The organism is Actinomadura roseirufa (genome assembly GCF_900659635.1).
GTDB classification, from domain to species: domain Bacteria; phylum Actinomycetota; class Actinomycetes; order Streptosporangiales; family Streptosporangiaceae; genus Spirillospora; species Spirillospora roseirufa.
In genome coordinates this window covers 1-13,722 of the sequence record NZ_CAACVB010000052.1, presented here as the reverse complement: position 1 = coordinate 13,722, position 13,722 = coordinate 1, and the positions used below count along the sequence as shown (strand labels likewise).

The 13,722-nt window shown below is 72.0% G+C and carries 12 protein-coding genes; 6 read left to right on the top strand and 6 right to left on the bottom strand.

Annotated features, from left to right (window positions below):
* Positions 1-6 precede the first annotated feature (6 nt).
* The 4 genes from E1291_RS14225 to E1291_RS14210 all read left to right on the top strand — a co-directional run bounded on the left by E1291_RS14225 (position 7) and on the right by E1291_RS14210 (position 4,272).
* Entirely contained in the window at positions 7-717 is a 711-nt protein-coding gene (locus E1291_RS14225) for a DUF4129 domain-containing protein (RefSeq protein WP_242614139.1), read from the top strand.
* A 113-nt stretch (positions 718-830) separates the two neighbouring features.
* Positions 831-1,931, top strand: a complete 1,101-nt coding sequence (locus tag E1291_RS14220) for a DUF4350 domain-containing protein (RefSeq protein ID WP_242614138.1) — start codon at positions 831-833, stop codon at positions 1,929-1,931.
* Positions 1,932-2,011: 80 nt separating this feature from the next.
* Positions 2,012-2,980, top strand: a complete 969-nt coding sequence (locus tag E1291_RS14215; RefSeq protein WP_131738281.1) for an AAA family ATPase — start codon at positions 2,012-2,014, stop codon at positions 2,978-2,980.
* On the top strand, positions 2,980-4,272 hold the full coding sequence (locus E1291_RS14210; protein WP_131738263.1) for a DUF58 domain-containing protein: 1,293 nt from the start codon (positions 2,980-2,982) through the stop codon (positions 4,270-4,272). The genes E1291_RS14215 and E1291_RS14210 overlap by 1 nt, the downstream gene beginning before the upstream one ends.
* Positions 4,273-4,439: 167 nt before the next feature.
* Here E1291_RS14210 and E1291_RS14205 read toward each other — a convergent pair whose 3' ends face one another.
* On the bottom strand, positions 4,440-5,435 hold the full coding sequence (locus tag E1291_RS14205) for a stage II sporulation protein M (protein WP_131738262.1): 996 nt from the start codon (positions 5,433-5,435) through the stop codon (positions 4,440-4,442).
* Positions 5,436-5,506: 71 nt separating this feature from the next.
* On the opposite strand from E1291_RS14205, the gene E1291_RS14200 reads away from it, so the two are divergent.
* A complete protein-coding gene (locus E1291_RS14200; protein WP_131738261.1) occupies positions 5,507-6,556 on the top strand; it encodes an RDD family protein in 1,050 nt (349 codons plus the stop codon).
* A gap of 73 nt (positions 6,557-6,629) precedes the next feature.
* Here the strand turns inward: E1291_RS14200 and E1291_RS14195 are convergent, their stop codons facing one another.
* The 5 genes from E1291_RS14195 to ahcY (E1291_RS14170) form a co-directional block, all read right to left on the bottom strand.
* Positions 6,630-7,883, bottom strand: a complete 1,254-nt coding sequence (locus E1291_RS14195) for a M14 family metallopeptidase (protein ID WP_242614137.1) — start codon at positions 7,881-7,883, stop codon at positions 6,630-6,632.
* A gap of 443 nt (positions 7,884-8,326) precedes the next feature.
* Complete coding sequence (locus E1291_RS14190) at positions 8,327-9,763, bottom strand: serine hydrolase (RefSeq protein WP_207400733.1); 1,437 nt, start codon at positions 9,761-9,763, stop codon at positions 8,327-8,329.
* Positions 9,764-9,867: 104 nt separating this feature from the next.
* On the bottom strand, positions 9,868-10,446 hold the full coding sequence (locus E1291_RS41945; protein WP_165495109.1) for a hypothetical protein: 579 nt from the start codon (positions 10,444-10,446) through the stop codon (positions 9,868-9,870).
* Between the two features lie 14 nt (positions 10,447-10,460).
* On the bottom strand, positions 10,461-11,714 hold the full coding sequence (gene ahcY / locus E1291_RS14175; protein ID WP_131738256.1) for an adenosylhomocysteinase: 1,254 nt from the start codon (positions 11,712-11,714) through the stop codon (positions 10,461-10,463).
* Between the two features lie 72 nt (positions 11,715-11,786).
* Positions 11,787-13,217: an adenosylhomocysteinase gene (gene ahcY, locus E1291_RS14170; RefSeq protein WP_131738255.1), complete on the bottom strand. Its 1,431-nt coding sequence runs from the start codon at positions 13,215-13,217 to the stop codon at positions 11,787-11,789.
* A 303-nt stretch (positions 13,218-13,520) separates the two neighbouring features.
* On the opposite strand from ahcY (E1291_RS14170), the gene E1291_RS43925 reads away from it, so the two are divergent.
* A partial coding sequence (locus E1291_RS43925; protein ID WP_242614136.1) for a MerR family transcriptional regulator occupies positions 13,521-13,722 on the top strand: 202 nt, incomplete at its 3' end.

Sequence of the window (13,722 nt, the reverse complement as noted above, 5' to 3'; positions counted from 1 at the left end):
AGCGCGGTGAGCGGCGTGGCCCTCATGCTGGACCCGGTCGGTCGCGACGAGGCGCGCGACATGGCCCGGCGGGAGCTGGACAAGCAGGTCTACCAGCGCGACAAGCCGTCCTGGCTGGAGCGCGCCTGGGACCGCTTCTCCGACTGGCTCCGCGATCTCTTCGACAAGGCGGCCCAGCCGAACGCGCACGGCAACGACGGCGGCTGGGTATCGCTGCTCGTCATCGCCGTCGTCGCGATCGTGGCGGTGGCCGTGGTCGTATGGCTCATGTGGGGCCGCGGGAACCCGCGCTCGCGCACGGAGGCGCTGCTGGGCGAGGAGCCCTCCACCGCGCTCGACCACCGGGAGGCCGCCGAGCGGCTCGCCGCGGCCGGGCAGTGGGCCGAGGCGATCCGGGAACGGCTGCGCGCCGTCGCCCGCGACCTGGAGGAGCGCGCCGTCCTCGCGCCGCGGCCGGGTCGCACCGCCGACGAGCTGGCGGCGGAGGCCTCGGTGGCGGTGCCCGCGCTGGCGGCCGCGCTGAGCGTGGGCGTGCGCGTCTTCGACGACGTCTGGTACGGCGACCGGCCCGGCACGTCCGAGGGATACGCCCAGGTCAAGGATCTGGATGAGCGGATGCAGGCGGCCAGGCCGAAACCGCTGGAGCCCGACGGCCTGACCCCGGCCGGCGTGGGCGCGGCGGCCGGGGCCGAGGAGGACGGGGGCCCACGATGGTGACCCGGGCCCCGGCCCAGAGCGCCGGTGCGGGCGCTGGAGCCGGCGGGGAGGGGAAGGCGGAGCCGTCGGCCAGGCAGGTCGCCGGGCGACGCTGGCGGTCTGCACGCGGTGTCGTGGGCGCGCTCCTGCTCATGGTGGTCATCGCCGTGGGGTTGGCGGCGCTCCGCCCCTCGGGCTCGCCAGAGGAACTCGACCCCACCTCCCCGAAGAAGGACGGCGCACGCGCCCTCGCCGAAATCCTCAAGCAGCGTGGGACCCCGATCACCGTCGCCCGGAACGCGGGGCAGGCCACAGCGGCGGCCCTTCCCGGCACCGTCTTGGTGGTGACCCGCTCCGAGAGGCTCACCTCCGACGACCTCGACCGGCTGCGCGAAGCCCAGGGCGACCTCCTGCTCGTCCGTCCCGGACGGGACGCGCTGGACGCGCTGGCCCCCGAGGTGCGGAACGCGGGCCCGAGCTTCGACAGGACGGCGGAACCCGGGTGCGGCCTCCAGGCCGCGACGGTCGCGGGACGCGTCACCTTCGGGGAGGCGCAGACCTTCGAGGCCCCGGCGAACGCCACCGCGTGCTACCGGGCGGGCGAGTGGCCGCGCCTGGTGCAGACCCGGTCGGCCGGCCGGACCGTCACGATCCTGGGCACGGCCGCCTTCCTCACCAACGAGCATCTCGCGGAGGAGGGCAACGCCTCCCTCGCCATGAACCTCGCCGGAGCCCGCTCCTCCGTCGTGTGGCTGATCCCCGACAAGCCCGCCGCCGGCACGGAGCACGGCGACAGGACGATCTTCGACATGGTCCCGTTCGGGGTGTGGCTGTTCTTCTTCGAACTGGTGGTCGCCGTCCTGCTGGTGGCGCTGTGGCGGGGCCGCAGGCTGGGCCCGGTCGTGGCCGAGGCGCTGCCGGTCGTCGTGCGGTCCGCCGAGACGGTGGAGGGCCGGGCCCGCCTGTACCGCGCGGCCCGCGCCCGGGACCGGGCCGCCGACGCCCTGCGCGCGGGGGCGCGCGAACGCATCGTCCCCCTGCTGGGCCTGCCGCGGGCGAGCGCGCAGGACCCGGCGGCCATGCATGAGATCGTCGCCGCCGTCACCCTGCGCACTGATGACGAAGAGGCGGCGGTAGGCGCCGCCCTGTACGGTCCTGAACCCGCGGACGACGCGGGCCTCATCGCCCTCACCGACGTCCTCGACGCCCTGGAAAGGCAGGTACGCGAGTCGTGAACCACCCTGTTGGCCCCCCCGCCGGCGCACCGGACGCGCCGTCCGGCCTGCCCCAGGACACCCCACCGGAGGCGGGGCGGATCCCTGAGGAGGTCCGGCAGCAGGCCGAGATCGCCAGGAAGGCCCTGACCGCGCTGCGCGGCGAGGTGGCCAAGACCGTCGTGGGGCAGGACTCGGTGGTGACCGGGCTCGTCATCGCGCTTCTCTGCCGCGGCCACGTGCTGCTCGAAGGCGTCCCGGGGACCGCGAAGACGCTGCTCATCAAGACGCTGTCGCGGGCGCTCGACCTGGACTTCAAGCGCGTCCAGTTCACCCCCGACCTGATGCCCGGTGACGTGACCGGTTCGCTGGTGTACGACAACAGGACCGCGGAGTTCGACTTCCGCGAAGGGCCCGTCTTCACCAACCTCCTGCTCGCCGACGAGATCAACCGCACCCCGCCGAAGACCCAGGCGTCCCTTCTGGAGGCCATGGAGGAGCGACAGGTCTCCGTGGAGGGGCTGCCCCGTCCCCTGCCCGACCCGTTCGTGGTGTGCGCGACGCAGAACCCCATCGAGTACGAGGGCACCTACCCCTTGCCCGAGGCCCAGCTCGACCGGTTCCTGGTGAAGCTGACCGTGCCCGTGCCCACCCGCGACGAAGAGATCGCCATGCTGCAGCGGCACGCGGCCGGTTTCGACCCGCGCGACCTGTCGGAGGTGCGTCCCGTCGCGGGCGCCGCCGAGCTGGCCGCGGGACGCGCCGCCGTCCGGGCCGTCCACCTGGACCCCAAGGTCGCCGCGTACGTCGTGGACCTGTGCCGCGCCACCCGCCAGTCCCCCTCGCTCCAGCTCGGCGTGTCCCCCCGCGGCGCGACGGCCCTGCTGGCGACCTCGCGGGCCTGGGCCTGGCTGTCCGGCCGCGACTACGTCACGCCGGACGACGTGAAGGCGCTGGCCCGTCCCACGCTCCGTCACCGGGTGCAGCTGCGGCCCGAGGCGGAGCTGGAGGGCGCGACCGCCGACGGCGTGCTGGAGGGCATCCTCGCCCACGTCCCCGCCCCGCGCTGATGGCGCTGACCGGACGCCTCGGGCTCCTGGCGCTGCTCGGCGCGGTGACGCCGCTGTTCCTGCCGAGCTGGTGGACGCTGCTCGCGCTGTGGGGGGTCCTTCTCCTCGGCGTCGCCGCCGACCTCGCCCTGGCCGGGAACGTGCGCGCGCTGCGCCTGCACCGGACCGGGGACACCAGTGTCCGGCTCGGTGAGACGGCCCGGGTGGCGCTGGTCGTGGAGAACCTCGGCAGGCGCCGGCTCAAGGCCCGCCTACGCGACGTCTGGCCCCCGAGCGCCGGTGCCGCGCCGCGCACGGTGACGGTGGACGTCCCTTCGGGCGAGCGCCGCCGGGTGGAGATGACGCTGACCCCGACCCGGCGCGGCGACCGGAACGCGATCACCGTCGTGGTGCGGTCCGTGGGACCGCTCGGGCTGGCCGCGCGGCAGCTCTCCCGTCCCGCGCCCTGGACGGTCCGCGCGCTGCCGGCGTTCCCGTCGCGCCGTCACCTGCCGGCGAAGCTGGCCCGCCTGCGCGAGCTGACCGGGCAGCACGTAGCGCTGATCCGGGGGCAGGGCACCGAGTTCGACTCGTTGCGCGAGTACGTGGACGGCGACGACGTCCGCTCCATCGACTGGCGGGCCACCGCGCGCCGCGCGGACGTCGTCGTCCGGACCTGGCGACCCGAACGCGACCGGCGCATCTACCTCGTGCTCGACACGGGCCGCACGTCCGCGGGACGCGTGGGCGACATCCCCCGCCTCGACTGCTCCATGGACGCGGCGCTCCTGCTCGGGGCCCTCGCGTCCCGCGCCGGGGACCGGGTCGACCTGCTCGCCTACGACCGCCGTGTCCGCGCCCGCGTCGAGGGCGCGTCCCGTACCGACCTGCTGCCGGCGATGGTGCACGCCATGGCGCCGCTGGACCCCGAGCTGCTGGAGTGCGACGCCGCCGGGATGGTGTCGACGCTGATGGCGCGGGTCCGGCAGCGCTGCCTGGTCGTCCTGCTGACCGAGCTCAACACGGCCGCCATCGAGGAGGGGCTGCTGCCGCTGCTGCCCCGGCTCACCGCCCGCCACCTCGTGATGATCGCCGCGGTGGCGGACCCGCGGGTCGGCGAGATGGCGGCCGGGCGGGGCGACCTCGCGTCGGTGTACGACGCGGCCTCGGCCGAGCGGGCCCGCGCCGAGCGCCGCCGCCTCACCGCCGAGCTGCGCACGCACGGCGTCGAGGTCGTGGACGCGCCGCCCGGGGAAATCGCCCCGGCGCTCGCGGACGCCTACCTGGCCCTCAAGGCCGCCGGCCGTCTCTGAAGGGGATCCGGGGGCGGGCCGGCCGGGCGAGGGCGCGCCACGAGGCGCTCAGCCGGACGCTGAACGCCTCGCGTGACGTGAGAGCGGCCCGGGACGGCCGAGACCCGCCGAGCCCGCTGAGGCGCCGCTCGGCGCCGCGGGCGGCGCTGGGCGGCGGGGCGGCGGACTCAGCCCGCGACGGGAGCCAGATCCGGCCGGAGCTCGGCGTCGCCCGTCTCGCCGCGGCGGGTGGCGCGGCGGCCGAGCACGACGATGTAGCCGAGGAAGGCGGCCTCGGCGACCACGCCGATGCCGATCCGCAGCCAGGTGGTGTGCACCCAGCCGGTCACGAACCCCTCGATGAGGCCCGACACCAGCAGCACGGCCACCAGCCCGATCGCGACGCTGACGGCCGAGCGCCCCTCTTCGGCGAGCGCCTGGCCGCGCTTGCGGCGCCCCGGATCGATGACCGTCCAGCCCATCTTCAGCCCGCCCGCGCAGGCGAGGTACACGGCGGTGAGCTCCAGCAGGCCGTGCGGCAGGATCAGGCCGAAGAAGACGGTGCCCTTGCCGGAGGCGACCATCAGGCCGCCGGTCACCCCCAGGTTGATCTGGTTCTGCAGCAGCACCCAGACCGTGGGGATTCCGAGCAGGATCCCGAAGATGAGCGCCACCGCCGACACCCACGCGTTGTTCAGCCACACGTGGAACGCGAACGACGCCGCCGAGTGCTCGGTGTAGTAGTTGGCGAAGTCGTGGTCGACCAGTTCGCGGATCTCGTCAGGCGTCCCGATGCTCGCCTGCACGTCCGGGCTGTGGACGATCCAGATGGCGAGCGCGAGCGCGAGCAGGTTGCCGAGGACCGCGCTCCCCAGCCACCACCACCGCATGCGGTAGGCGGCCGCGGGGAACGACACCGTCGCGAACCGGGTGACGTCCCGCCACAGCGGCGCCTGGGCCCCGGCCACGGCCGCCCTCGCGCGCGCGACCAGCGACGACAGGCGCCCTACGAGCTGCGGGTCGGGTGAGCTGGAGCGCACCACCGACAGGTGGGTGGCCGTCCGCTGGTACAGCTCGACCAGTTCGTCGATCTCCGTGCCGGTCAGCTTGCGCCCGCGGTTGACCAGCCGCTCCAGGCGCTGCCAGTCGGCGTTGTGCGCGGCCACGTAGGCGTCGACGTCCACCCGGGTGAGACTAACGTGTGGGCCCGCCGGACCGGCAAAATGGACGCGCCCCGGCATTGGAGGAACAGGACATGGCCGAACTCGTCACCGGCGAGGCCGTCGCGCTCGACATCCGGGTCGCGCGGCTGGCCAGCCGCGGCTGCGCCCTGCTCCTGGACCTGCTCCTACAGGTGGTGATCCTCAACATCGCCCTGTACGTGACGGCGATGACGACCCTCGTGGCGGACGAGGCGTGGGCGGCGGGCCTGTCGGTGCTCGCGATGGTCGCCGTCATCGTCGGCTACCCGTGCGCCTTCGAGACGCTGTCGCGCGGGCGCACCCTGGGGAAGATGGCGGTGGGGCTGCGCGTCGTCGGCGACGACGGCGGGCCCATCCGCTTCCGGCAGGCGCTGGTGCGCGCGCTGGCCGGGTTCATCGAGTTCTGGACGTTCTTCAGCGCCCCCGCCCTCGTCGCGTCGTTCTGCAGCGGGCGCGGGAAGCGGCTCGGCGACCTGTTCGCCGGAACGATCGTCATCCAGGAGCGGGTGCCGACGTCCGTGTTCGGCCCCGTCGCGGTGATGCCGCCGCACCTGGCCGGGTGGGCCAGGACGCTGGAGCTGTCGATGCTGTCCGACGAACTGGCGATGACCGCGCGGCAGTACCTGTCGCGGTTCTGGGAGCTGCTGCCGGAGGTGCGCGACTCCCTGGGCCAGCGCATCACCGACCAGGTGGTGGCCGCGGTCAGCCCGCCGCCTCCTCCGGGCGTGCGCCCCGAGATCCTCCTGTCGGCCGTCCTCGCCGAGCGGCGGCACCGCGAGGAGTGGCGCCTGGCCCAGCGCCGCGCCGCCCGCCTGCGCCGCGCCGGACGGCCTGCCGAGCCGCAACCGGGTCCCGTCCCCGTCATGGCCGGCGCTCCCCTCGGCCATCCCGTGCGGCAGGGCCCTCCGGCTCCGCCGCCGTTCAGCACCCCTGGCCCCGGCCAGCCGCGTTTCCTTCCGCCCCAGAACTATGGGGCCGGCCCCTACCAGGGCATGTTCCCTAATCCCCAGGCGGGCGCTCCGGGCCCGCGCCCGGTCCCGTATCCCCGTGGCCCGTACCCGGCAGGGCCGTCCGCGCCCCCAGGGCCGCCGGACGGGTCCTGATCCTCCCCCGAGGACGGGAACCGGCCCCTGGACTGGGTGTCCAGGGGCCGTCAGACCACGCGGTGGCGTCCCGTTAGGCCGCGCAGTACTGGTCCTGCTTGCCGATCGCCCGGTACGGGCAGTCGGCGTAGTCGGTCAGCTTCAGCAGCGCGCCCCGGCTCCGCGCGATCTCGCGTTCGATGGCCGACGGCGGCGGGTAGAAGCTGTTACCGCCCAGCTCGAACGTGTAGGAGAAGATGCGCTGGTCGCCCCACGTCCAGTCGTCGGTCGTCCCGTCGGTGATGTACAGGTCGCTCGACTGCTCGGGCCGGAACCCGTTGATGGCCGCCATCTCCTGCCCGATCTTGCGGTGGGCGGCCTCCTGATCGGCGTCCAGGGCGCCCGGGACGGTGTCGTTGTAGGTGAAGCCGAACGGCCACAGCACCAGTTCCGAGTACGAGTGGATGTCCAGGAACATCTTGAGCTGCTGCTTGCCGTTCACCTTCCGGCTCCGGACGAAGTTGGCGATGACCTTCGTCTCGGTCGCCGACTCGGGCCCGGTGCCCCGGTAGGTCTCGCTGGCTCCGCTCGTGGACGAGCCGTTGCAGCAACCCCACTTGTAGGCGAAGTTGCGGTTCAGGTCGGTCCCGGTCGAGGTCGGGTTCGGCTGGCGGTTCTTGCGCCACGACCGTCCCGGCTGGGTGTCGCTCGTCATGTCGTAGACCTGGCCGTCCGGGTTGACCATCGGCATCAGGTAGATCTCCCGGTTGTTCACCAGGTTCGTGACCGTGCTGTCGGTCCCGTAGCCCTTGGTGAGCTGCCCGAGGTAGTCGAGCGCCTGCTCGGCGGTCAGCCGCTCCCGCGCGTGGATGTTCGCGATGACGAGCACCTCGGGCTCGTTCTCGTCCGTCCCCACGTTGTCGCTGATCTTGATGCCGATGATGTCGCGGCCCTCGTAGGACTTGCCCACGACGAACTTCCGCGTGATCTGCGGGTAGGCGGCGGTGACCGAGTCCACCTCCTGCTGCATCTCGGCGAACGTGTGGTAGGACGCCGCCGACGCGCTCGGGCCGGGCGCCGGCTCGGCCGGGGCCCGGCGCACGGTGAAGCCGAAGCGCTTGATCGCCCTCACCTCGGACGGGATCGCGCTGACCTCCACGGCGCCGCCCCGGACGGCGTCGATCGCCGCCCCGGTGCTCGCGACCTGACTGCGCTGCGCGGCGGTCTTCGGCCCGGTGACCACGTACCGCTGGGAGCCCTCGGAGGGGCTCGGCTCGGCCGCGCCGGCCGTGCCGGAAAGGGCCGCGGCCACGGCGAACGCCGACGCCGCGGCGATGAGGGAGAGCATTCTGCTGGGTCTGGCCATTGACGGGTACCTGCCATTCGGATCTGCGCGCAGGGGGCACGCCGCGGGGGTTCCGCAAGGGAGGTCCATGAGCGTTCTCGGTGCCGTCACGATGACCGCTGGACGAGCTTTTTACAATGGCCTTCGATTTGGGCTTTGACCATGGACCATCTCGCATCGCTCCCGTGGCGCGCGGGATGGGAGACCAGGTCGGAGCCTTACTCACGGGGAGGTACAGGGCCCGATCTCCAGACCCAATCAAAGGAGATGTGAAATTTCGAGGCCCTGTCAACGGCCGGAGAACCCGCATCGGGAGCCGATCGTCCCGACCGAACGCGATGGCCGCCGTCACATGACGGCGGCCACCGGTTATTCCCGCCGCCCGCTGTTAGGGGCCGGCGAGAGGAGCGTGTGGGAGGACGGTCGTTATGCCGTTCCCTCCCGGGTTATTTCCGCAGCTTCTCCTGGTTGTCCAGGATGCGGCCCAGTTTCGCGAACTTCTCGGTGAAGGTGTACGGGAAGATTCCCGCCGGCGTCGCGGGGCGTCCCTCGTCGACGTACTGCGTGCCGAGGTTGGAGAAGACGACGATCACGTAGCTGCGGCCGCCCTTGCCGGGCAGCGCCCGCACGATGCCCGCGTCGGCGCCGGTGTTGTTCACCCAGCCGGTCTTGTGCGCGAACGTGACCTCGGCCTTCGTGTTGCAGGGCCGGACGTCGCGGCCGAACTTGTTGCCCATCACCGTCACCGTGCCGTCCGCGTCGACCCAGCGGGACGGAGCGGCGTTGGGGAGGCCGGGCGCGGGGTAGTCGCCGCCGCACCGATTCACCGACGACAGCATGTCGTTGAAGCCCTGCTGGGACAGCTCGGACCGGAAGAACCTCCGCGACGCGGGGCTCAGGACGGCGCTGGTCACGGCCTTGCCGCGGGGGTCCTTCCAGACCCGGCCGGGCGCGCCGTCGATGAGGGTCAGGAGCTTGGCGGTGTCGAGCGAGCTCATCGTGACCGAGTTCGACCAGCGTCCGCCGTTGACCGGGTTGGTGCCCTTGAGCTGGAGCGTCTCCAGGCCGAGGTCCTGGAAGGTCTGGTTCAGCGGATCGACCGCGTTGTTGTCGTGCAGCAGCTTCACCAGCGCGCAGGACGCGGCGTTCGACGACCAGGTGAGCGAGTCGTCCATGTACTGGCGGACGGTCTTCGCGCTGGCCCCGCCACAGAGCGAACTCGTCGTGGTCGGGGCGTAGGAGTAGGTGTCGTCCAGCTTGACCTTGCCCTGGTCCACCAGGCGCAGGACACCGAAGTTGACCATCAGCTTCAGGACCGACGCGGGGTAGTTGAGCATGTGATCGATGGGCGCGTTCTCCCTGCCCGGGACCACGTCAAGGGTGCCCTTCCCCTTGTCGCGGTACCAGCCCGCGTCGTCCCACTGGCGCCAGCGCACGCTCTTGGTGGACAGGTTGCCGTCCACCGGGACCACGACGCCGTGCTGGTAGAGCGGGCTCATCAGGACGGTGCCGGACGCTACGGGCCGCTTCTTCTTGTCCAGCTCGATGATGGTCGCGTCCAGCTGCGGCTGCTGGACGATCGGCTTGGGCGCGGCCACCGTGTGGGGCGGCACCCGCAGGTTCGCCTCCTTGTCCACCGGGTTCTGGACGGACCGGATCTGAGCCGCGCTCGGTGGGTTCGTGTCGAGGACGTCCTGGAAGCGGAGCTCGTCCATGGCCGCCCGCAGCCGCTCGCCGAGCCGGCCGGGAGCCTTCTTCGCCGCACCGCCCTGGCTCGTGACGTTCGCGACCCGATTCCCGCCGACCTCGGCGTTGGCGGAACAGCCCACCAGCGCCACCGCCACGGCGAGCCCGATGCCGCCGTGCACCCATGCATGTCTCACAAGATCCCCCTTTTCGGCCGAGTTCATGATCATAAAGGGGCCGCGACTCCGCCGCAGGGGTCTTGATCGACAAGGTGTGCCCTTTTCTGGCCAGACCGAAAACGTCAGGCCAGGAAGTTGGGCGGGGACTCCAGAGCGGTCAGTTCAATGCCGGGGGCGGAGAGGATCACATCTCCGGAGAGATGCACTTCGCTGACCTCGCCGGTGGCCAGGTCGGTGACCTCGTAGTGCTGGACGGGCAGCGGCCCCGTCTCGGTCTCGTGGACCGAGACCTCGGCCAGACGCCAGCGCCACAGCGTCGTCATGGCCGCCAGGGACGGGAAGGTCAGGTGAACGAGCCGGATGTCCGCCTGGTGCCTCTCTTCGAGGTGCAGCGAGCGGGCGACGGCGATGAGGAAGGCGGGCGAGTCGGCCAGGAAGCCGAAAGCGTTCTCGTGATGTTCGGTTCCCGTTTCACCGGCGGCGCGTACCCAGGCGAGTTCGGGTCCGGTGACTCCACCACGGATCCACCATTCGGAGGTGACCAGCTCGGCGCGGATCTGGCGCCAGCGGGAGTCCACGACCAGATCCGTCCGGACGTTGTCGGACCGCTGGGAGGCATAGCGCCAGCCGCCGGGGCCGGGAGCGCACTGGAAGCGCTCCTCCAGGCCGCCATCGGTGTGGACGTAGATACCGGTCGGCATGAATCCGCGCGCCCTCAGGAGCCCAGGCGCCAGGAGTGGAGGTACTCCTCCTGCTCCGCGGTCAGGAGGTCGATCGAGACCGACATCGACGCGAGCTTGAGCCGCGCGACCTCGGTGTCGATCTCCTTCGGGACGTCGTGCACGGCCGGGGGCAGGGTCGTGTGGGCGGTCGCGAGCCAGGCGCAGGTGAGGGCCTGGTCGGCGAAGGACATGTCCATCACGGCGGCGGGATGGCCCTCGGCGGCCGCGAGGTTGACCAGGCGGCCCTCCGCCAGCAGGACGAGACGGCGGCCGTCCGCCAGGACGTACTCGTCGGCCTGGTGCCGGACGCGGTGCACCTCGACGGCGAGCTCGCTCAGGGCGCGGACGTCGATCTCCACGTCGAAGTGCCCGGAGTTGGCGAGGATGGCGCCGTCCTTCATCACCGCGAGGTGGCCGGCGTTCACCACGTCGCGGTTGCCGGTGACGGTGATGAAGACGTCGCCGTGCGGGGCGGCCTCGGCCATCGGCTGGACGGCGAAGCCCTGCAGCGCGGCGTCCAGCGCCTTCACCGGGTCGATCTCGGTGACCACGACGCGGGCGCCGAGCCCGCGGGCGCGCTCGGCGAGGCCGCGGCCGCAGAAGCCGAAGCCCGCGATGACGACGGTCTTGCCGGCCAGGAGGGTGTTGGTGGCGCGGATGATGCCGTCGAGGGTGGACTGTCCCGTCCCGTAGCGGTTGTCGAACATGTGCTTGGTGTCGGTGTCGTTCACCGCGACGACGGGGAAGCGCAGGGCGCCCTCCAGGGCCATCTGGTGAAGGCGGATGACGCCCGTCGTGGTCTGCTCGCAGCCCGCCTTCACGGTGCCGAGCAGATCCGTCCGGTCGGTGTGGAGGGTGTTGACGAGGTCGCAACCGTCGTCCAGGACGAAGTCGGGCCCCGTTTCGAGGACCTCGTGGATGTGGGCGTAGTAGCCCTCCCGGTCCGTCCCCGCGCGGGCGAAGACCTCCGCGCCGTACTCCTGGACGAGCGCGGCGGCCGTGTCGTCCTGGGTGGACAGCGGGTTGGACGCGGCGAGCGCGACGCTCGCGCCGCCCGCCTGGAGGGTGCGGATGAGCCCGGCGGTCTCGGTGGTGACGTGCATGCACGCGGCGACCCGCAGTCCGTCCAGCGGCCGCTCGGCGGCGAAGCGCTCCCGGATCTGCCGGAGCACGGGCATGCTCCGGTCGGCCCACTCGATGCGCTTGACGCCCTCGTACGCGAGCGAAACGTCGGCGATGTCGCTCATCTGCCCCCCTTCAAGGAACGAACCGCCGCACGACCCCGGGGGGCCGTGCGGCGGTTCGAACGCTACAGGTGATCAGTAGCGGTAGTGGTCCGGCTTGTAGGGGCCCTCCACGTGGACGCCGATGTAGGCGGCCTGCTCCTTGGTCAGCTCGGTCAGCTTGACGCCGAGCGCGTCCAGGTGCAGGCGCGCGACCTTCTCGTCCAGGTGCTTCGGCAGCACGTACACGCCGAGCGGGTACTCCTCGGTCTTGGTGAACAGCTCGATCTGCGCGATGACCTGGTTGGTGAAGGAGTTGGACATCACGAACGACGGGTGGCCGGTGGCGCAGCCCAGGTTCATGAGACGACCCTCGGCCAGGACGATGATCGAGTGGCCGTCCGCGAACCGCCACTCGGCGACCTGCGGCTTGATCTCGATCTTCTCGATGCCCTCGACCTTGGCGAGGCCGGCCATGTCGATCTCGTTGTCGAAGTGCCCGATGTTGGACACGATCGCCTGGTGCTTCATCCGGCCCATGTGGTCGGCCGTGATGATGTTGAAGTTGCCGGTGGTGGTGACGAAGATGTCGGCGCTGCCGACGACCTCGTCCAGGGTGGTGACCTGGAAGCCGTCCATCGCGGCCTGCAGCGCGCAGATCGGGTCGATCTCGGTGACGATCACGCGGGCGCCCTGGCCGCGCAGCGCGTCAGCGCAGCCCTTGCCGACGTCGCCGTAGCCGCAGACCACCGCGACCTTGCCGCCGATGAGGACGTCGGTGGCGCGGTTCAGGCCGTCGATGACCGAGTGGCGGCAGCCGTACTTGTTGTCGAACTTGGACTTGGTGACCGAGTCGTTGACGTTGATCGCCGGGAAGGCGAGCGTGCCGGCCTTGTGCATCTCGTAGAGACGGTGCACGCCGGTCGTGGTCTCCTCGGTGACGCCCTTGATCGCGGCGGCGGTCTCGGTCCAGCGGCCGGGCGCGTCGGCGATCGTGCGGCGGAGGGTGTCGAGGATGATCCCCCACTCCTCCGGGTCCTCGGCGGTCGCGGCCGGCACGGCGCCGGCCTTCTCGTACTCGGCGCCCTTGTGGACGAGCAGCGTCGCGTCACCGCCGTCGTCGAGGATCATGTTCGGGCCGGTGCCGTCGGGCCACCGGAGGGCCTGGTCGGTGCACCACCAGTACTCCTCCAGCGTCTCGCCCTTCCAGGCGAACACGGGGACGCCCCGCGGGTTCTCCACGGTGCCGTCCTTGCCCACGACGACCGCCGCGGCGGCGTGGTCCTGGGTGGAGAAGATGTTGCAGGACACCCAGCGGACGTCGGCGCCGAGCTCCACCAGCGTCTCGATCAGGACCGCGGTCTGGATCGTCATGTGCAGCGAGCCCATGATCTTCGCCCCGCGCAGCGGCTTGGCGGCCGAGTACTCCCCGCGCACCGCCATCAGACCGGGCATCTCGTGCTCGGCGAGCCGGATCTCCTTGCGCCCGAAGTCGGCCAGCGAAAGGTCGGCGACCTTGTAGTCCATGCTTACGTTGCTCCTTGGTCCGGCGTGGTCGTCCCGGTCTCGTCGGCCGGTCCGGTCGGCTCGGTTCGGTCGGATCTGGTCGGTCCGTTCGGCCCGCGAGGCGGCCCGCTGGGTCGGACACCGGCTCCCCATCCTGGCCCCGGCCGGTCGTGCCGCGGTCGCGGGACGATCGCGCCGGCCGGCCGGTCCGGGTGGACCGGCGGGGAGGCGGGGGACGGCGTCCGCCCGCGAGTCTACGGGCGGACCCCGGGCCGAGGCACGGCCGGGGAGGACTTTCTGACACAGATTTGTCAGAATTGGAGCATGCGCATCACGGAGGCCGCACGGCGGCTCGGGACCTCGCCCCGCATGCTCCGCTACCGGGAGACGCTGGGGCTGCTGCCCGCCACCCGGGACCACGCACCGTCCGGCGGCGGCCCAGGCCACGCCCGGCACGCCCCCGGGGCCGTCGGCAGGCCGGGCCACGGCGGGCCGGACGGCCACGTGGGCGGTGGAGCCCCCGGCG